We start from the raw sequence: 17,980 nt of genomic DNA, 5'->3' as shown, positions 1-17,980 counted from the left end.
ACTATCCCCATCAATTTAACCTCAGGAAACGACCATGCAAGACTTACAGAACATCATCGAAGAAGCCTTTGAACGCCGCGCCGAGATCACCCCGCGCACCGTCGACTCCAAACTCAAGGAAGCCATCAACACCGTCATCGCCGGGCTGGATTCCGGCAAGCTGCGGGTCGCCGAGCGCGTCAGTGTGGGTAACTGGACCACCCACCAGTGGATCAAGAAAGCCGTGCTGCTGTCGTTCCGCATCGAAGACAACAATTTCATCAAGGGCGGCTTCACCAACTATTTCGACAAAGTGCCCAGCAAGTTCGCCGACTACAACAGCCGCGATTTCCGTGAAGGCGGCTTCCGCGTCGTGCCGCCCGCCGCCGCGCGCCGTGGCTCCTACATCGCCAAGAACGTGGTGCTGATGCCCTCCTACGTGAACATCGGCGGCTACGTCGACGAAGGCGCAATGGTCGACACCTGGGCCACCGTCGGCTCCTGCGCCCAGATCGGCAAGAACGTGCACCTGTCCGGCGGCGTCGGCATCGGCGGCGTGCTGGAACCCGTGCAAGCCAACCCCACCATCATCGAAGACAACTGCTTCATCGGCGCGCGCTCCGAAGTCGTCGAAGGCGTGATCGTGGAAGAAGGCTCGGTGATCTCCATGGGCGTGTACATCGGCCAATCCACCAAGATCTACGACCGCGAAACCGGCGAAGTGCACTACGGCCGCGTCCCCGCTGGCTCCGTCGTCGTCTCCGGCAACCTGCCCTCCAAGGACGGCAGCTACAGCCTGTACTGCGCCGTGATCGTGAAGAAGGTGGATGCCAAGACCCTGGGCAAGGTCGGCATCAACGAACTGCTGCGCGGCATTTAACTAAATATTGACGCAGTAGTGCTGCTCTATATTCCATGCCGAGAGTATTGATCATTACGCTCAAATCTCTCGGCGTGATTGTCTCGTCGCTGTCGGTATTTTATCTAGCGACAAACAATGAGCTTGCACTTCATATCGGCTCAGCAATACTAGTGTTGCTTGCAAGCGGGATTCTCTTCTTTACAAAACGTGCTGCTCTTCGCGCACAATCATTGGCATTTTTGGTTTTAACCATTGGGGTGAGCTATGCCACTGACCACTACTTCTGGTTTCAGGTTTGGGAGCAGGGTTATCCATGGCCATATTCACATGACCATAACTGTTCATCCTGCTCTGGATTTTCAGGTTCCATTGAGCCTTTTGTAATAGAGGTTTCATCCGTCTGTTTTTATATTCTGGCAACAATATTTTTCGTAGCAGTAACATGGCAACTGACTCATCGCAGTGCAGCATCAACTAACGAATAAAGAACCTCTATGAAACTCTACGGCATCCCCAACTGCGACACCGTGAAGAAAGCCCGTGCGGCGCTGGCGGCACGCGGCGTCGCATACGAGTTCCACGACTTCAAGAAACAGGGCGTGACCGAAGCGCTGCTGGCCGACTGGCTGAAGCAGGTCGGCTGGCAGAAGCTGCTAAAGAAGACCGGCCCGACCTGGGGTAAGCTGCCGCCGGAAGTAAAGGCTGGCGTACAAGACGACGCCTCCGCGCTGGCACTGATGCTGCAACAGCCCAACATCATCAAGCGCCCGGTGCTGGTGCAAGACGGCCGTGTGCTGGCGACCGGATTTAGTGAAACTGATTACGAGAAGATTCCTGCTTGACCCGATACACCAATAACGGAGAATGCGTCACGCACACCTTCGTCATACCGGCGCAGGCCGGTATCCAGCAATCAAACACCGGCGCGCCTTGCGCGCCACTGGATTCCGGCCTGCGCCGGAATGACGGCACTGCATAACGCCGCTTAACCCAAAGAATGAAGCCATGAACAAAACCCTAGACCTAACCAAGCAACTCATCGCCCGCAAATCCCTCACTCCGTGGGATGACGGCTGTCTGGACATCATCGGTGCGCGTCTCGCGCCGCTGGGGTTCGATCTGGAAAAGATGCGCCACAGCGAGGTGGACAATCTCTACGCGCGGCGCGGGCATAGCGGGCCGGTGATCTGTTTCGCCGGGCATACCGACGTGGTGCCGACCGGACCGGTGAACCGCTGGGACAGTGATCCGTTCACGCCCACGGTGCGCGACGGCATGTTGTACGGGCGCGGTGCGTCGGACATGAAGGGTTCGCTGGCCGCCTTCGTCACCGCCATCGAAGGCTTCGTCGCCGACCATCCCGAGCACCAAGGTTCCATCGCTCTGCTGCTGACCTCGGACGAGGAAGGCATTGCCACGGACGGCACGGTGCGCGTGGTCGAGGCGCTGGCCGAACGCAAGGAGCGGCTGGATTACTGCATCGTCGGCGAGCCGACTTCCGTCTCCAAAACTGGCGACACCATCAAGAATGGCCGTCGTGGCTCGCTCTCCGGCAAGCTCACCGTCAAGGGCGTGCAGGGCCACATCGCCTACCCGCATCTGGTGAAGAACCCCATCCACCTCGCCTCCCCCGCCATCGCCGAACTGGCCGCCACGGTGTGGGACGAGGGCAACGAATACTTCCCGCCGACCTCCTGGCAGATCTCCAACATCCACGGCGGCACGGGGGCCACCAACGTCGTCCCCGGCACGGTGGAAATGCTGTTCAACTTCCGTCACTCCACCGCCAGCACGGTGGACAGCCTGAAGTCGCGCTTCACCGCCATCCTCGATAAGCACGGCCTAGAATACGATCTGGAGTGGGAAAACTCCTCCGGCAAGCCCTACCTCACCCCGCGCGGCGACCTGGTGGATGCGGTGGCGGCGGCGATCAAGCAGGTCACCGGCCTGGACACCGAACTCTCCACCAGCGGCGGCACCTCCGATGGCCGCTTCATTGCCGACATCTGCGACCAGATCATCGAACTCGGCCCGCTCAACGCCACCATCCACAAGGTGAACGAGTGCGTGGCCGTGGCCGACCTCGACGCGCTGTCCGACATCTACCGACTGACGCTGGAAGCCTTGCTGGTGAACAAACCATGAGCGCCGCCCTGCACGCTTTCAACGACACCCACGAGCTGCTCACTCTGCGCGACTGGCTGCGCTTCAGCGTCAGCGCGTTCAACGAGGCCGAACTGTCGTTCGGCCATGGCAGCGACAACGCCTATGACGAGGCGGCCTACCTGATCCTGCACACGCTGCACTTGCCGCTGGATACGCTGGAGCCATTCCTCGATACGCGCATCACCGCACGCGAACGCCAGGCTCTGCTCGACCTGCTGCGCCGCCGCGTCGAACAGCGCGTCCCCGCCGCCTACCTGACGCACGAAGCCTGGCTGGGCGAGTTCCATTTTTATGTGGACGAGCGCGTCATCGTGCCGCGCTCCTTCATCGCCGAACTGCTGCGCGACGGCCTCGCGCCCTGGGTGGAGGAACCAGAGAACGTCATCAGCGTGCTGGACCTGTGCACCGGCAGCGGTTGCCTCGCCCTCCTCGCCGCCCACAGCTTCCCCAATGCCGAAGTCGATGCGGTGGATTTGTCGGAAGATGCTCTGGCCGTGGCCGAGCACAACGTGGACGACTACGGGCTGGGTGATCGGGTTCGGCTGGTGCAATCCGACCTCTTCGCTGCGCTGGACGGCGAACGCTACGACATCATCCTCAGCAACCCGCCCTACGTGGACGCCGAATCGGTGGACGCCCTGCCGCCGGAATACCTGCACGAGCCGGAACTGGCGCTGGGCAGCGGCGCAGATGGCCTGGATGCCACCCGCGAAATCATCGCCCACGCCGCCGACCACCTCCACCCCGGCGGCCTGCTCATCGTCGAAATCGGCCACAACCGCGCCGCCCTCGAAGCCGCCTATCCCGAGCTGCCCTTTATCTGGCTGCAAGTCGCGGCAGGAGACGAGTTCGTCTTCCTGCTGAAGCGGGAAGATTTGCCAGGCGGACGCTGATGTGTGCCGTCATTCCCGCGAAAGCGGGAATCCAGTTGAAAAAACAAACCCGCGTAGCGGGGCAAAACTATGCTGCCCGCTACGCGGAAACTTCTTTGATGACTGGATTCCCGCTTTCGCGGGAATGACGTAATTCCATGGCTGTCGACCACTACGAGAACTTCCCCGTCGCGTCCATCCTGCTGCCCAAGCGGCTGCGCAGGCCGGTGGAGGTCATTTACCACTTCGCTCGGCAGGCGGACGATTTCGCCGATGAGGGCGATGCGCCTGCCGCTGAGCGGCTGGCGAAGCTGGACGCTTTCCGCGCCGAGCTGGATCGCATCGCATCCGGCTCCCCCCCCGAGACACCACTATTCCGCGATCTGGCACAGGTCGTGGCGGAATTCCGGCTGCCGTTGCAACCCTTGCGCGACCTGCTCAACGCCTTCAGCCAGGACGTGGTGCAGAAGCGCCACGCCGATTACGCCGGGCTGCTGGACTACTGCCGCCGCTCGGCCAACCCGGTGGGCCGCTTGATGCTGCACCTGTACGACGAGGCGAGCGAGGTGAACCTGCGCTACAGCGACGCGATCTGCACCAGCTTGCAACTCATCAATTTCTGGCAGGACGTGAACAAGGACTGGGCCATCGGCCGCGTCTACCTGCCGCAGGAAGATTTGGCGCGCTACGGCGTGAGCGAGGCACAAATCGCGGCGGGACAAGCCGACGCCGCCTGGCGCGAGTTGATGCGCTTCGAAGTGGATCGCGCCCGCGCGCTGATGCTCTCCGGCGCGCCGCTGGGCAGCATCCTCACTGGCCGCATCGGTCTGGAGATGCGCCTCATCATTGCCGGTGGCCTGCGCATCCTCGACAAACTGGAGGCGGCAGACTACGACATGTTCCAGCGCCGCCCCGTCCTCAAGCCGCTGGACTGGGTTATCATGCTGGCCCAAAGTGCCCCGTTCCGGATTTGAGTCATGCCCGAGCTTGCTCGTTTTTACGGCATCATCATTCGCATGTTCCTGATCGACCGGGAACATCCGCCGCGTCACATTCACATCAAATACGGCGATCACGAAGCCGTCATGAGTCTGACAACGCTGGAACTGATCGATGGCAAGTTGCCGAACAAGTGCTTCCAGTTAGTGCGCGAGTGGGCTGAGTTGCATCAGGCCGAACTGATCGAGATTTGGGATACGCAAAAATTTCATCCGGTACAACCTTTGGAGTAGCAAGATGAAACTGATACGGTTTGAACAGCGCGGCGGTTATGTTTTTAGCCTGACCTTCGCCAATGGCACGGTGGTCGAGACCGACCTGGCCCCGCTCATTGCCGAGCATGTCGTCGCTACCGACCTGGCGACGGCTCAGATTGATCAAGAATGGGGCTGCCTGCAATTCAACGATGGCAAGATCGATATCGAGCCGCAAACCCTATACCGCTGGGCCGAGTCCCACCATTTGTGCCACCACTAAATCGAATCCGCCCATGACCCCTGACGAATACTGCCAGGACAAGACCGCCAAGAGCGGCTCCAGTTTCACCAGCAGCTTCCGCTTCCTCTCGCCCGAAAGACGTCAGGCGATGACGGCGCTGTATGCTTTCTGCCGCGAGGTGGACGATGTGGTGGACGAGTGCTCGGACGAGAACGTGGCGCGCATTACGCTGGCTTGGTGGCGCGGGCAGGTAGAGGAAATTTACACTGGGAAGCCGCAGCATCCGGTGTGTCAGGCGCTGGTGCCGGTGGTGCAGCAGTACAAGCTGCCGCAGGAGCACCTGCTGGAGATCATCGACGGGATGGAGATGGACCTCAACCGCCACAGCTACGACGATTTCAAGTCGCTGCAACTGTATTGCTACCGCGTCGCCTCGGTGGTGGGCCTGCTCTCGGCGGAAATCTTCGGCTACACCGACCGCAAGACGCTGAAATACGCCCACGACCTGGGCATCGCCTTCCAGCTCACCAACATCATCCGCGACGTGGGCGAAGACGCACGGCGCGGTCGCATCTACCTGCCACTGGACGAGTTAGCCAGGTTCGGCGTGCACACCAACGACATCCTGGACTACAAGGAAACGCCGGAATTCCAGCGACTGATGGCCTTCCAGATCGAACGCGCGCAGAAGTTCTACGACCAAGCGCTGAGCGAACTTCCCCACGCCGACCGCAAGGCGCAGCGCGTCGGCCTCATCATGGCAGAGATATACCGTGCAGTCCTCGACGAGATCGTTGCCAGCGGCTGCCACGTCCTGAAAGAACGCGTCTCGCTCACGCCCAGATACAAGCTGTGGCTGGCGCTCAAGGCATGGTGGAAGAACTAAGACAGCACCGAAGGATCGCGCCGAAAATCACCGCACGAGCACGCCAAATGCGGCGCGAGATGACGGATGCCGAAAGGCATCTGTGGCATCACCTCAACCGCCAACAATTGCTTGGATTACGCTTCCGCCGCCAGCACCCGATTGCTGGATACATCGCAGACTTCGCCTGTGTGGAATTGAAGTTGGTGATTGAAGTGGATGGTGGACAACATCAAGTTCAGCAAACCTACGATGACTCTCGCTCAGCTGCTCTTGCTTTGCAGGGCTGGACGGTACAGCGCTTCTGGAATCACGAAGTGCTGGGTAATTTGGAGGGTGTTTTAATAAAGATCCTTGAACACGTACAGCTTCTACCCCCTCCCCAGCCCTCCCCCTGCAAGGGGGAGGGAGCTGCGCGAAGTCAGAATAAGAAGTCAGAATAAAGGGGAGCAACAACCTTGAAGCTAACAACAATCCAAACTCCTTCCCCCTTGCAGGGGGAAGGTCGGGATGGGGGTAGAAAGCCGGCAGTTCCCTCGCAAATCGGAATTATCGGCGGCGGCTATGCGGGCATGGCAGCGGCGGTTGAGCTGGCGGCGCGCGGGGTCAGCGTTACCGTGTTCGAGAGTGCCAAGCAACTGGGGGGGCGGGCGCGGGGTGTCGTTCATAACGATACCCAACTCGACAACGGCCAGCACCTGCTGCTGGGCTGCTACCGCGAAACGCTGCGGCTGATCGAAATGGTAGGCGGCAATGTCGAGCAGGATTTTCTGCGGCTTCCGCTGCAGCTCGATCTACACGGCCACTTCACCCTACATGCCCCGCGCCTGCCTGCTCCGTTGCATCTGCTGGTGGCATTGGCAAGTGCTGAAGGACTAAGCTGGGCTGAGCGGCTCAAAGCGGCGCGTTTCATGCTGGGGCTGCGCCTGTCCGGCTTCCGTTTAAAGCAGGACTGTACCGTCGCCGAACTGCTGGCGCAGCGTGGTCAGGATGACGACCTCGCCTTTAAGTTTTGGGAGCCGCTCACCATCGCGGCGCTGAACACGCCCATAGACCAGGCTTCGGCGCAGGTGTTGCTCAATGTGCTGCGCGATGCGCTCGACCGCCGCCGCGCCGATTCGGACATGTTGCTGCCTCGACTGGATTTCACTGCGCTGTTCCCGCAACGTGCCGCGCGCTTTGTGACCGAACACGGCGGCGCGGTGCATCTGTCTTGTGGCGTGGAACGCATCACGCCGATCGAGGGCGGTTTCGAGCTGGAAACGCCGCTGGGCGTACAACGTTTCAGCCAGGTGGTTTGCGCCGCGCCGCCCGTGGTGGCCGCTCGGTTGCTGCGCCCACTGCCGGAACTGGCCGCAGCGGTGGCGCAGATCGAGGCGCTGCAGCATCAGCCGATCTACACCGTCTACCTGCAATATCCCGCCGAGACCCGGTTGCCTTCGCACCCGCAAGGAGTACGCCGGTGTGTGCCCGGCGGCTCCGCCGCCACCCTTCCGCAGCCCATGCTCGGCCTGCATCAGCGCATCAGCCAATGGCTGTTCGACAAGGGCATGATCGCCGGGCAACACGGGCTGATCGCCAGCGTCATCAGCGCCGAAGGAAAGCATCAGGGCTGGAGCCACACCGAGCTGGCGGCGCGAGTGACGGCGGAGTTGCATGAGGAATTCGGCTTCCCGTCCCAGCCTTTGTGGCATCAGGTCATCGCGGAAAAGCGCGCCACCTTCTGCTGCGCGCCGAATCTGGCTCGCCCCGACCAGCGCACCGCCCTGCCCGGCTTGTTCCTGGCGGGCGACTACACGGCAGGGGACTATCCGGCAACGCTGGAAGGCGCGGTGATGAGCGGCGTGCGCTGCGCATCACTCTGCCTGCCGGAGCGGAAGTAAGCCACGTTGTCGTAATACCCCTCGCGCTCGTTCTCCACCGACCAACCCGGCACGCCGAGCAGGGGAACCGGAGCCAGTTCGCGCGTGCTGCAGCCGTGCTCAGGTTCGGCCAGATAGCTCGCCAGCGACTCATCCAGATGCGCCAGTTGCCGTTCCAGTGGCCAGACAAAGAATCCCGCTTCGACGCGCAACAGCCAGCCCTGCCCGGTCATGCCGACATAGGGCTGCAAGGCTTTTTCGTACAGGCCGTGCCCGAACAGAAAGAAACCCATGCGCTGGCGCACCTGCTCGCGGCGCTGCCAGAACAGCGCCTTCCAGCGGAAGTCGCGCAGTAGTCCGGCCAGTTCATCGTCAGCATAGGCCACGATCACGCCGGACTCGTCCAGCAGGGTGTTGGTGTCGCGTACCGCTCCGCGCTGGCTGGAAAATTCGCCCGCAGACGCTACGGTCAGCGCCCGGTAATGGCGCGCGTTAATCGCCGCCTTGGCCTTCGGGAAGGTCAGCCACACCAGTGCGTTGAGCAGGTCGTGCCAGTTGTCGGCGCGGGTCTGCACCTCGCCGGTGAGGTAGCAGCGCGGCTCGTACTGCGCCTCGAACGCCTGTTTCCCCTGCGCCTGCGGCACGCAACGGATGGGCAGCCCCCGGCTCACCGTGATGGCGGGCTGTCGCGCTGCCAGTTGTGCGTTGCAATCCTCCAGGGCGGGGAAGCGATCCGCAGGCATGCGGCGGATGACCGGCCACAGCGCCGCGAACAGAGGCGAAGCGAGCAGGGACTGCGGCTGCCAAGGGTGATCGGCGCTGGAGCGGCCAGACTTGGCCATGACTACTCGCCGCGCGGCGGCATGAGAAATTCGCGCGGCGACTGCCAGAAGCGTTGCAGCACCTTGCGCATCAAGTGCCAGCCGCCCTGCTCGACGCTGACCTGGCGCGCCTTGAGCGCCACGGTCAAGGCGAAACCGAAGCTGACGGTCAGGTTGACGAAGCCTATCATCAGCACGCCGAGCAGAGCCACGACCGCCGTTTGCCAGTCAAGCTGGCATTCCAGCGCCACCAGCGAGAAACCCCAATACGCGCCCGACAGGGTGATGTGGCGGATGTCCACCGGCGCGCCGAACAGCACGCCGATGGCTGCCATGCCGCCCAGCAGCAGGCCGAAGTAGAAGTTACCGGCCAGCGCGCCCAGATTGTTCTCGACATAGTCCGCAACCCGTCCCAGTCTGGCCTCGCCCAGCCAGCGGCGCAACCAGCGCAGCTGCTTGAGACGTTCGGGGATGCGGTTGTAGACGCACAGATTGTCGTAATAGCCGGCGATCTGCCCGGCCAGGAACAGGCACAGTCCGGCCATGGCGGCATAGACCAGGGTCATGCCGAACGGGCTGATGCTGTCCAGCACATGGCCCGCCTTTTCCACCGTCAGCAAATGTTCGCCACTGGCCAGCAACACCGCACCGTCGATCAGCATCGCCACCGGGATCACCATGCCGATGTTGCCGATGATGGCGACGATCTGGCTGCGCACCGTGCGCGCGATCAGCGCGACCAGGTTGACCAGGTCGCGCGACTTGCCGCCCGCTTCGTCGATGCTGGCCGCGATGGCCGCCGCCGTCATCGCCGGTTGCTTGGTCGCCACGGTGAAGCCCAGTACATGGATCAGCATGAAGCCGAAGGAGTAGTTGAGCGAGAAAGCGATGGCTTCGTTGAGCGGGGCCAGATGCAGCTTGGCCAGATACACCTTGAACAGCGCCATGAAGCCGATCACCAGCCCGCCCCCCAGCGCGGAACGCAGCATGGCGAAATACTCGCGGCGGGTCTCGGTGATGTAGTGTTCGCCGGTGCGACTGGCGTTCTCGGTGATGCGCAGCGCCACCATGTCCAGCGTCTGGCGAAAATGGTCGCGCAGATTATTTTTGCGGTTCTCCTCACGCACCAGCTCGCACAACAGCGTCACCGAACGCATGAACAAAGACGGGCCGCCCTGTTCGGCGCGCCAGTCGGCAAGCACCCCCAGCAAGGCCTCCATGCGCGCGATGTTCTGCTCCAACCGGCGCAGCTTGTAGGTCAGCGTGATGCTGGTGCCGCGCTGCAAGGCGATGCGTTTGACCTTGGCCAGCGCATCGCGGCATTGCCCCAGCAAGACATGGACGTGCTTGTCATCCTGCGCCGGGTAGGTCGGCTCGGCCAGATAGCGGTTGTAGTCGTCCAGATAATGGCGCACCTCGACGTTCTGCGTCAGGAACGGCGACTCGAACTCCTCCAGTTCGGGCTGGTTGCGCAGCAATTCGGGATCCAGACCGATGGCGGCGATGCGGAACGAGAGCACTTGCACCGCCTCCAGCATCTCGTGGCGGGTACGCCCCAGCGCATCACGCACCTGCGAGCCACTGAGGTCGAGCGCGGCATAGAGCGCCTGCCACTGTTCCAGCGTGATGCTCTCCAACCACAGGAAGTCGTCAGCCCGGGCGAAAATGACGCTCAGCGTATCCTTGAGATAGCGGCTGTCCACGACATCCGGCAGGAAGAAGCGGCTGATGCGCCGCGACAGCTCGGAGAAGAAGCCGGTGTTGGGCAGGATGCCGGATTCCGCGTACAGGCTGATCTGACGGCCATGCTCCAGCACGCTCATCAGCGCCTGCCGCAGCCCCTGGCGATAGTCGGCACGGGCACTCAACACGCCGCACAGCGCCTGTAGATGCAGCGCCAGATCCTCGTGATTCTCAGGTGCCTCAGGACGGATCGCCGCGATCAGCAGCGCCAATGCCGTCTCCGGCGGAGTCTCCGGCTGCAGGGTCGATCGCAGGGCGTGTTCCAGCATCATGGTATCCATCCGAGTCATGCCCAGCGCTGCCGGACGTGAGTCAGCAGCCCCTCAGCCGCATCCTCGACCATGTCCAGCCCCCGCTCGAACCCTTCCGCCCCGCCGTAATAGGGATCGGGCACTTCGCGCTCGGCGTGGCTGCGGGCGAAATCCAGAAACAGTCCCAGATGGCTGTCCGCCTGCCCGGGGCGCAGGCGGCGCAGGATGGCAAGGTTGGCTTGATCCATCGCCAGCACATAGTCGAACTTCAGGAAATCCGCCGGTCCGACCTGGCGACCGCGCAGCCCACTCATGTCATAGCCGCGTTGCCGCGCCGCCCGCTGGGTGCGCGCATCCGGCGGCTCGCCGATGTGATAGTCGTGCGTGCCCGCCGAGTCGATGGCGATATGCCGGATCAGCCCTGCCGCCTCGACACGTGCGCGGAACACCGCTTCCGCTGTCGGTGACCGGCAAATGTTGCCCATGCAGACGAACAGCACGGACGCTTGGATGTCTTTTTCCATAGAACGATACAATGATGCGGAGTGGCTATCCTACCTTATCCGCCCTCAGCCTCCGGAGGATTCTCGATCACCCCGGGATCCATGCCCTCGGGCACCGGCAACTCCTGCGGCAGCTCGGGTGCCGCGCCGCCCACCTTCTTGTAGTTGCGCAACTGATAGACGTAGGCCAGCACTTGCGCCACGGCGTTGTACAGCGCTTCGGGAATGGATTGCTCCAGCTCGCAATGCTTGTACAGGGCACGCGCCAGCGGTGGTGCTTCCAGAATGGGGACGTTGTGCTCGGTGGCGACCTCGCGGATGCGGGCGGCCAGCAGATGTGTCCCCTTGGCGACGACGATGGGCGCACGCATCCCGGTCTCGCTGTACTTGAGGGCGACGGCGAAGTGCGTCGGGTTGGTCACCACCACATCGGCAGTCGGGATCGCCGCCATCATGCGACGGCGCGCCATCTCGCGCTGCATGCTGCGGATACGGCCCTTGACCTCGGGATTTCCTTCGCTTTCCTTGGCCTCCTGGCGCACCTCTTCCTTGGTCATCTTCAGCTTCTTGTGGTGTTCGTAGAGCTGGAACGGCACGTCTATCATGGCGATCAGCGCCAAGCCGCCCATCACGGCCAGGAAGCAAGCCCACATCAGTGTCGCCAGATGCGGGATGGCAACTTTGGGTGCCTCGGTGGACAGCAGCAGGTAGACCTCGCGGTTCTTCCAGATCACCCAGGCAGCGATGCCTCCGATCAACAAGGCCTTGGCCAGCGCCTTGACCAGTTCGATCAGCCCGTGGCTGGAGAACATGCGGGCGATACCGGAAAAGGGATTCATGCGCGAGAAGTTGGGCTGCAACGCCTTGGTGCTGAACACCCAGCCGTCCAGCAGCATGGGCGAGAACAGGGCGACCACCATGAGCAACAGCAGCAGCGGGGCAAAGGCCAGCAGCACCGCGCTGGCCAGGTCGAACAGGTGCGGCAACAACAGCTCCGGCTTGAAAGCGAGGTCACGGGTCACACTCAAGCCATCGTGCAGCAGTTTGAGCATGCTGGTGTTCAGCGCGCTGCCCATCAGCCACAGCCCGGCTCCGCCCGCCATCATCACGGCGAAGGTGTTGAGCTCGCGCGAACGGGCAATCTGCCCTTCTTCGCGCGCCTGTTCAAGTCGTCGTTCTGAGGGGTCTTCCGTTCGTTCAAGGTCACTGTCTTCGGCCACCGCGCACTCCTTTCCTGCGGCAGATTATCGTGTGGGACGCAGCCGCCCGAACCCGAAAACAACGGGTGAAAAACCCTTCTGTATTGCCAGGTCGCGTGCCTGGAATCCCCGGCGACGGTGCCGGGTCAGGCCAAAGGTAGAGTCACCCTCACTTCGGCTCCTCCGGCAAGGAACTCGACCGAGTGACTGAGACTCTGCACCAGTGCGATGCCCCGGCCATGACGGCGCTCATCGACATCCTGAGTGGCCTCACACAGGGACGCATGGTCGAAACCATCACCGCTATCGCGGAACGTAACACGGACATTCATCCCGGAGCCGGAACATACTTTCTCCAGACCGATGAATATCTCCCCGTGTTCCAGTTGCTTGAGGCGTGAGATGCGCTGCTCGTAGTAACGCTCCATGCCGGTCGAATCATGTTTCAGCGTGGAATCCAGCTTGAGCAGGCCGTGGTCCAAAGCATTGTTGAATAACTCCGACATCACCAGAAACAACTTACCGGCCACCCCCGCATTCTCCGGCTCGATCTGGTTGACCAGATTGAGCAACAGGGGCACCACATCCAGGCGTTTCAATTGCGGTGCCGTCAGCGTCAACGCGAACTGCCACTCTATCTCTGATGTGACACAGCCTGCCGATCCGTCCCCATCCATGACCGGATGCGCTGCCTGAGCGGGCAGGAGATCGGCCCGCACGTTGACGGGGCAATCGACGAAGATAAGTGCGATGTCGTCGCGCGACTCCAGCGTGGCAAGCCTGCTGTCCAGCATCGTCAACATCGCCCCCAAGCGCCCGTCCGGCGCCACGCCTCTGGCAGAGTCCAGCAGGCTTTCCATGCCACGCTCAAGGCTGGTATGGTCGGCACAGTCGACCGCCCCATCCGAGGACATCACCATCTGGCACGGCCTCTCACCGTAGCAATAGCGCTCGACCACGTCGTCGAACTGCTCTGCGGGGAGGATGCCCAGCGGCAGGTGGGTCGAGGCAAACTTGCACCATACCTCGCCTTCAGGATTCAGCAGGATGGGGGGAGGGCAACCGCCGTTCCATACCTCGATCATGCGATTCTCGGTATCCAGTGACAACAGGATGGTGGCCACGAAACGGTTCTGCGGGAGATATTCCCTGACCTTGCGGTTGATCTCCTCGGCGATGGCGGAAATACTGAATCCTTTCAGCGACATCACCTGAAAGGGCTGCAGCACCGGCATCACCGCCAGCGCCGAGGTCAGTCCATGCCCGGTGCTGTCGGCCAACATCACGTGCAACTGGCCGGCTGGCGTACGCGCGACCGCGATCAAATCGCCACTGAAGTCCTCGGCTGGCAGCAGATGAAAGTTGACCAGCGGATCGCAGATTTTGTCGAAGGCAGCCAGGCGCCGCATAAACTCCTGTGCGAGCCGGCTCTCATCCTCACTCTTCTCTTTATAGTCAGCCAGCCGCCTGTTCTGCACGGCCAGTTGGTTGGTCATCTGGATACGTTGGCTCAAGGCCTTCAGCTTGACTTCCAGAATGTAGTAATTGATGGGTTTGACCAGGTAGTCATCCGCTCCGCACTGAAGTCCCTGCACGATGCTCTGGTTCTCGACCTTGCCGCTGACAAAGACGAGGGGCACCCAGTGTCGCGCAATGCTGCGCAGGATGCGTACCGTTTCGAAGCCGTCCATCTCGGGCATCACGACATCGACCAGGACCACATCCGGCACATGTTCCCGGAACAGCTCGATCGCCTCACGGCCACTCTCCGCCAGCAGGGGGGTGTGCCCCATCTGCCGGAGCATGACCTCCAGCACGACGCGTTGAGACTGCGCATCATCTACTACTAGAACCCGCAATCCCTGCTGTCTCATGACCGGCCCCAACTCACTTATTGATGGTGAACAGTTTGTCAAAGTTAGCGATATCCAGTATCTGCGCAACAGTATGGTTGGGATTGTTTAAGACGACCTTCTTGTTCGCCCCCAGTGCACGGTCCCGCAACATGAGCAACATCCCCAGCGCCGAGCTGTCCATGTAGTCCACGCCGGACAGGTTAACGGCGATGACATTGATCTGGTCGTTACCGATCAATGGTTCATATTCATCCTTGAAACCACGGTGCCGACTGAAATCGAAGCGCCCTTTGATATGCAACTCCGCCATACCGTTTGAAGTCCTTACGCTGGTTTCCATCTGTTCCTCCTGTTCTGATCCTCGGCCTGCCCCGGACATCCGGACGGCCACCATACCATGACTCGGTGCGCCACGTTACCCGACCAAGTCAAACTCTGGTCGTTCCTGCCCCCATCTGCATCAACCTGCCCATCACCCGTTGCGCCATACCCTGTATCGGGACGATCTCGTCCACAGCCCCGACTGCGATGGCCTCGCGCGGCATCCCGAACACCACGCACGTCGCCTCATCCTGCGCGAAGTTATAGGCTCCGGCCTGTTTCATCTCCAGCATCGCCACTGCGCCGTCCTTGCCCATACCCGTCAGCATGACCCCCAGGGCGTTGTTACCGACGTTCTGCGCCGCTGACCGGAACAACACCTCTACCGCCGGTCGATGATGGTTAACCGGAGCGGACTGGCTCAGCGCCGTGACGTAGTTGGCTCCACTGCGTTTGACCAGCAAGTGGGAATGGCCCGGTGCGATATAGGCGTGCCCCGGAAGTGCCCGCTCGCCGTCGACCGCCTCCTTGACCGTGATGCGACACAAGCCATCCAGACGCTCGGCGAACGAACGGGTGAACGCTTCCGGCATATGCTGGGTGATCAGGATGGCCGGCGTATCGGCGGGCATCGGCATGAGGAACTCCTTGATCGCCTCGGTCCCGCCGGTGGACGCTCCGACGAGGATGATCTTCTCTGTCGAGGCGAACTTGCTGCCCAGCGTCGGCAACTGGCCGGCCACTGCCGGGGCCGTGCCCACCCGACGTACTGGTCGGGTCATGTACGCCGTCCGGATCTTTTCGGCGATCTCGTCGGCATAGCCGCGCAGACCATCGGCGATGCCCAGCTTGGGCTTGGCAACGAAGTCCACCGCACCCAGCTCCAAGGCCCGGAGCGCGACCGCCGAACTGCGCTCGGTCAGGCTAGAGATCATCAGTACGGGCATGGGTCGCAAGCGCATGACCTTTTCCAGGAAGGTCAACCCATCCATCTGCGGCATCTCCACATCCAGCGTCATCACATCCGGATTGAGCGTCTTGATCATCTCGCGCGCCTGTAAGGGATGACTCGCCACACCGACTGTCTGCATATCATCAAAACTGTTGATGACCTCGGTCAGGATGCTGCGCACCAGCGCCGAGTCGTCCACCACCAGCACTTTGATCTTGGGTTTCATTATTGCAGCCAGGCCCATCAAAACAACTCCACTTCCCCTTGGACATCGGCTGTCCTGAGTTTGGCACTATAGCTTTGCTCGCGCGCCACGATGGTGTCATTGTGGACGTTCAGCAGCTTCTTCATCTTCACTTTCCCGGTATGCGGAAAGAAGTACACCTTGCGCGGATAGATATCGAGCAGGTCTTGCGCCACGATGGGTATCCTCTCGGTCCTCAGATAGTCGATCGCAAAATCCACATTGCGCCGCCCTACGTTCGCCGTAGTGAATCCGCGCAACACGCTGCCCCCACCAAACAGCTTAGCCTCCAGATTGACCCGGCGCGCACCGATCTTCAGCAGCTGGTTGATCAGGACCTCCATCGCATATGCTCCGTATCTGGCCGGGGCTCCCGCTACCTGATTGGCATCCAGCCGATTGTCAGGCAGCATGAAGTGGTTCATTCCGCCCACTCCACTCACCTTGTCTCGGATACAGGCGGCGACACACGACCCCAAGGTCGTCACCAACATCATGTCACGGGAGGTGATGTAGTACTCACCCGGCAATATCTTGACTGCCTCTATGTTGAAGTTCGCGTCAAAATACAGATTGGGCGACAGGACTTCCTCGACACCGCTGTCCATCTATCCCCCCTGACCGCGTTGCCGCGCTTCATCCCTGACTTGCTGCACCTGATATTTTTGCGCCAGCTCATACACCGTCTTGCCACGCAGCCTGAAATACTCTTCCGCATGATGGAGGCTCTCCGAATGTCCGGCGAACAGCAGTCCATCGCTACGCAACAAGGGAACGAACCGCCTCAGTATCTCCAACTGGGTCGGCTTGTCGAAATAGATCATGACATTGCGGCAGAATATCGCATCCAGCGGACCTCGCAGCGACCAGTCCCTGGCCAACAGATTGACTTGGCGGAAGGTGATCATGCTCCTCAGCTCCTGACGGACGCGCACGAATCCGTCCTGCCTGCCGACACCACGCTGAAAATAGCGCTTGACCAGATCAGGGTCCATCTTGCTGATGCGGTCCTCCGTGTACACCCCGGCTCTGGCCTTCTCCAGCACATGTGTATCCAGATCCGTGGCGATGATACTGACCGGTGGGGTCAAGGTGCCGAAGGTTTCGGCGGCGGTTATCGCCATCGAGTAAGGCTCTTCACCCGTTGACGAGGCCGAACACCACAGCGTTATGGGCCCCTTGCCCTTGCGCGCCTTCAGATGCTCCGCCAACAGCGGGAAATGGTGAGGTTCCCGAAAGAACGCGGTCAGATTGGTCGTCAGCGAATTGGTGAATGCCTCCCACTCCTGCTCGTCATTGCTCTCCAGCAACCTCAGGTAGTCGGCGAAAGTCGCCAGCCCGGTGGCTCGCAAGCGGCGTGACAAACGGCTGTACACCAACTCCTGCTTGCTGTCATTGAGCGATATCCCGGCATGATCGTAGATCAGCTTGCGGATGCGCTCGAAGTCTCTGGACGTGAACTGAAACTCACGGCCCACCTTCAAGATCATGTCATCGCCCATCGCCTCTCACCCAGTCGATCAGAACTCTTCCCACTCTTCTTCACTGGTGTGACTGATGGCGACTGGTTTGGCACGCGCCGCGCCGCGCCGTTCGGCGGGCCGAGCCGACAACAGCTGCGTAGCACGGCTTTCGCGCTGCCCGCCGCCTGCCAATCTGAAAGTCGACATCATGCTGGCCAGTTGCTGGGCCTGCTCTTCCATGGATTCGGCAGCGGCAGCCGCCTCTTCCACCAGAGCCGCGTTCTGCTGCGTCACGTCATCCATCTGGCTGATCGCCCGGTTGACCTGCTCGATACCCGCACTCTGTTCTGCCGAGGCCGCGCTGATCTCCGCCATGATGTCGGTCACACGCTTCACCGCCGTCACCACTTCTTCCATCGTCTTCCCGGCCTGTCCTACCAGCTCGGTGCCCACCGTCACCTTGTCCACCGAGTCACCGATCAAGCTCTTGATCTCTTTCGCCGCCGCCGCAGACCGTTGCGCCAGGTTGCGTACCTCCGATGCCACCACCGCAAATCCCCGACCCTGTTCGCCCGCACGGGCCG

At 61.5% G+C, this 17,980-nt stretch carries 21 protein-coding genes; 11 read left to right on the top strand and 10 right to left on the bottom strand.

Annotated features, from left to right (window positions below):
- The first annotated feature begins 34 nt into the window (after positions 1-34).
- The 11 genes from dapD (at position 35) to hpnE (ending at position 8,064) form a co-directional block, all read left to right on the top strand.
- The gene (gene dapD, locus DM08_RS09960) at positions 35-859 is read left to right on the top strand and encodes a 2,3,4,5-tetrahydropyridine-2,6-dicarboxylate N-succinyltransferase (protein WP_035384521.1); all 825 of its coding nucleotides are present in this window, start codon (positions 35-37) and stop codon (positions 857-859) included.
- 47 nt (positions 860-906) lie between these two features.
- Positions 907-1,326, top strand: a complete 420-nt coding sequence (locus tag DM08_RS12915; protein ID WP_152555822.1) for a hypothetical protein — start codon at positions 907-909, stop codon at positions 1,324-1,326.
- A gap of 9 nt (positions 1,327-1,335) precedes the next feature.
- The gene (locus DM08_RS09955) at positions 1,336-1,683 is read left to right on the top strand and encodes an ArsC family reductase (RefSeq protein WP_035384520.1); all 348 of its coding nucleotides are present in this window, start codon (positions 1,336-1,338) and stop codon (positions 1,681-1,683) included.
- 163 nt (positions 1,684-1,846) lie between these two features.
- The gene (gene dapE, locus DM08_RS09950) at positions 1,847-2,986 is read left to right on the top strand and encodes a succinyl-diaminopimelate desuccinylase (RefSeq protein ID WP_035384519.1); all 1,140 of its coding nucleotides are present in this window, start codon (positions 1,847-1,849) and stop codon (positions 2,984-2,986) included.
- Entirely contained in the window at positions 2,983-3,900 is a 918-nt protein-coding gene (gene prmB / locus DM08_RS09945; RefSeq protein WP_035384518.1) for a 50S ribosomal protein L3 N(5)-glutamine methyltransferase, read from the top strand. Before dapE ends, prmB begins: the two co-directional genes overlap by 4 nt.
- 137 nt (positions 3,901-4,037) lie before the next feature.
- Complete coding sequence (gene hpnC / locus DM08_RS09940; RefSeq protein WP_035384517.1) at positions 4,038-4,853, top strand: squalene synthase HpnC; 816 nt, start codon at positions 4,038-4,040, stop codon at positions 4,851-4,853.
- A gap of 3 nt (positions 4,854-4,856) precedes the next feature.
- Positions 4,857-5,111 carry a DUF4160 domain-containing protein gene (locus DM08_RS09935; protein ID WP_035384516.1) on the top strand — a complete coding sequence of 85 codons (255 nt, stop codon included), beginning with the start codon at positions 4,857-4,859 and terminating at the stop codon, positions 5,109-5,111.
- 4 nt (positions 5,112-5,115) lie between these two features.
- Positions 5,116-5,355, top strand: a complete 240-nt coding sequence (locus DM08_RS09930; RefSeq protein ID WP_035384515.1) for a DUF2442 domain-containing protein — start codon at positions 5,116-5,118, stop codon at positions 5,353-5,355.
- Between the two features lie 13 nt (positions 5,356-5,368).
- A complete protein-coding gene (gene hpnD / locus DM08_RS09925) occupies positions 5,369-6,202 on the top strand; it encodes a presqualene diphosphate synthase HpnD (protein ID WP_035384514.1) in 834 nt (277 codons plus the stop codon).
- The gene (locus DM08_RS09920; protein ID WP_081908856.1) at positions 6,187-6,624 is read left to right on the top strand and encodes an endonuclease domain-containing protein; all 438 of its coding nucleotides are present in this window, start codon (positions 6,187-6,189) and stop codon (positions 6,622-6,624) included. Before hpnD ends, DM08_RS09920 begins: the two co-directional genes overlap by 16 nt.
- 48 nt (positions 6,625-6,672) lie before the next feature.
- A complete protein-coding gene (gene hpnE / locus DM08_RS09915; protein ID WP_255358318.1) occupies positions 6,673-8,064 on the top strand; it encodes a hydroxysqualene dehydroxylase HpnE in 1,392 nt (463 codons plus the stop codon).
- Here hpnE and DM08_RS09910 read toward each other — a convergent pair.
- The 10 genes from DM08_RS09910 to DM08_RS09865 form a co-directional block, all read right to left on the bottom strand.
- Positions 7,989-8,885 carry a DUF3025 domain-containing protein gene (locus tag DM08_RS09910; RefSeq protein ID WP_051938100.1) on the bottom strand — a complete coding sequence of 299 codons (897 nt, stop codon included), beginning with the start codon at positions 8,883-8,885 and terminating at the stop codon, positions 7,989-7,991. The two genes, hpnE and DM08_RS09910, sit on opposite strands and share 76 nt — an antisense overlap.
- Before the next feature lie 2 nt (positions 8,886-8,887).
- The gene (locus DM08_RS09905) at positions 8,888-10,897 is read right to left on the bottom strand and encodes a site-specific recombinase (protein WP_237560266.1); all 2,010 of its coding nucleotides are present in this window, start codon (positions 10,895-10,897) and stop codon (positions 8,888-8,890) included.
- On the bottom strand, positions 10,894-11,382 hold the full coding sequence (locus DM08_RS09900; protein WP_035384512.1) for a low molecular weight protein-tyrosine-phosphatase: 489 nt from the start codon (positions 11,380-11,382) through the stop codon (positions 10,894-10,896). Before DM08_RS09900 ends, DM08_RS09905 begins: the two co-directional genes overlap by 4 nt.
- A 35-nt stretch (positions 11,383-11,417) precedes the next feature.
- Positions 11,418-12,581: a flagellar biosynthesis protein FlhB gene (flhB, locus tag DM08_RS09895; protein ID WP_035384511.1), complete on the bottom strand. Its 1,164-nt coding sequence runs from the start codon at positions 12,579-12,581 to the stop codon at positions 11,418-11,420.
- A 125-nt stretch (positions 12,582-12,706) separates the two neighbouring features.
- Positions 12,707-14,434, bottom strand: a complete 1,728-nt coding sequence (locus DM08_RS09890) for a fused response regulator/phosphatase (RefSeq protein WP_081908855.1) — start codon at positions 14,432-14,434, stop codon at positions 12,707-12,709.
- A gap of 13 nt (positions 14,435-14,447) precedes the next feature.
- Entirely contained in the window at positions 14,448-14,756 is a 309-nt protein-coding gene (locus tag DM08_RS09885; RefSeq protein WP_035384509.1) for an STAS domain-containing protein, read from the bottom strand.
- Between the two features lie 88 nt (positions 14,757-14,844).
- Positions 14,845-15,915 carry a protein-glutamate methylesterase/protein-glutamine glutaminase gene (locus tag DM08_RS09880; RefSeq protein WP_035384508.1) on the bottom strand — a complete coding sequence of 357 codons (1,071 nt, stop codon included), beginning with the start codon at positions 15,913-15,915 and terminating at the stop codon, positions 14,845-14,847.
- 17 nt (positions 15,916-15,932) lie between these two features.
- Complete coding sequence (cheD, locus tag DM08_RS09875; protein WP_035384507.1) at positions 15,933-16,541, bottom strand: chemoreceptor glutamine deamidase CheD; 609 nt, start codon at positions 16,539-16,541, stop codon at positions 15,933-15,935.
- Positions 16,542-17,423, bottom strand: a complete 882-nt coding sequence (locus tag DM08_RS09870) for a CheR family methyltransferase (RefSeq protein WP_035384553.1) — start codon at positions 17,421-17,423, stop codon at positions 16,542-16,544. It abuts the gene before it with no gap.
- Between the two features lie 30 nt (positions 17,424-17,453).
- A partial coding sequence (locus tag DM08_RS09865) for a methyl-accepting chemotaxis protein (RefSeq protein ID WP_035384506.1) occupies positions 17,454-17,980 on the bottom strand: 527 nt, incomplete at its 5' end.

Origin of the sequence: Ferriphaselus sp. R-1 (assembly GCF_000746095.1) — a bacterium.
Lineage (GTDB): Bacteria > Pseudomonadota > Gammaproteobacteria > Burkholderiales > Gallionellaceae > Ferriphaselus.
This window is presented reverse-complemented; position numbering and strand designations above follow the sequence as displayed.

Bases quoted from the DNA above. Each gene is read 5' to 3' on its own strand.
- dapD (WP_035384521.1), top strand. From the start codon at position 35: ATGCAAGACTTACAGAACATCATCGAAGAAGCCTTTGAACGCCGCGCC.
- DM08_RS09955 (WP_035384520.1), top strand. From the start codon at position 1,336: ATGAAACTCTACGGCATCCCCAACTGCGACACCGTGAAGAAAGCCCGT.
- dapE (WP_035384519.1), top strand. From the start codon at position 1,847: ATGAACAAAACCCTAGACCTAACCAAGCAACTCATCGCCCGCAAATCC.
- prmB (WP_035384518.1), top strand. From the start codon at position 2,983: ATGAGCGCCGCCCTGCACGCTTTCAACGACACCCACGAGCTGCTCACT.
- hpnC (WP_035384517.1), top strand. From the start codon at position 4,038: ATGGCTGTCGACCACTACGAGAACTTCCCCGTCGCGTCCATCCTGCTG.
- DM08_RS09935 (WP_035384516.1), top strand. From the start codon at position 4,857: ATGCCCGAGCTTGCTCGTTTTTACGGCATCATCATTCGCATGTTCCTG.
- DM08_RS09930 (WP_035384515.1), top strand. From the start codon at position 5,116: ATGAAACTGATACGGTTTGAACAGCGCGGCGGTTATGTTTTTAGCCTG.
- hpnD (WP_035384514.1), top strand. From the start codon at position 5,369: ATGACCCCTGACGAATACTGCCAGGACAAGACCGCCAAGAGCGGCTCC.
- DM08_RS09920 (WP_081908856.1), top strand. From the start codon at position 6,187: ATGGTGGAAGAACTAAGACAGCACCGAAGGATCGCGCCGAAAATCACC.
- DM08_RS09910 (WP_051938100.1), bottom strand. From the start codon at position 8,885: ATGGCCAAGTCTGGCCGCTCCAGCGCCGATCACCCTTGGCAGCCGCAG.
- DM08_RS09905 (WP_237560266.1), bottom strand. From the start codon at position 10,897: ATGACTCGGATGGATACCATGATGCTGGAACACGCCCTGCGATCGACC.
- DM08_RS09900 (WP_035384512.1), bottom strand. From the start codon at position 11,382: ATGGAAAAAGACATCCAAGCGTCCGTGCTGTTCGTCTGCATGGGCAAC.
- DM08_RS09890 (WP_081908855.1), bottom strand. From the start codon at position 14,434: ATGAGACAGCAGGGATTGCGGGTTCTAGTAGTAGATGATGCGCAGTCT.
- DM08_RS09885 (WP_035384509.1), bottom strand. From the start codon at position 14,756: ATGGAAACCAGCGTAAGGACTTCAAACGGTATGGCGGAGTTGCATATC.
- DM08_RS09880 (WP_035384508.1), bottom strand. From the start codon at position 15,915: ATGAAACCCAAGATCAAAGTGCTGGTGGTGGACGACTCGGCGCTGGTG.
- cheD (WP_035384507.1), bottom strand. From the start codon at position 16,541: ATGGACAGCGGTGTCGAGGAAGTCCTGTCGCCCAATCTGTATTTTGAC.
- DM08_RS09870 (WP_035384553.1), bottom strand. From the start codon at position 17,423: ATGATCTTGAAGGTGGGCCGTGAGTTTCAGTTCACGTCCAGAGACTTC.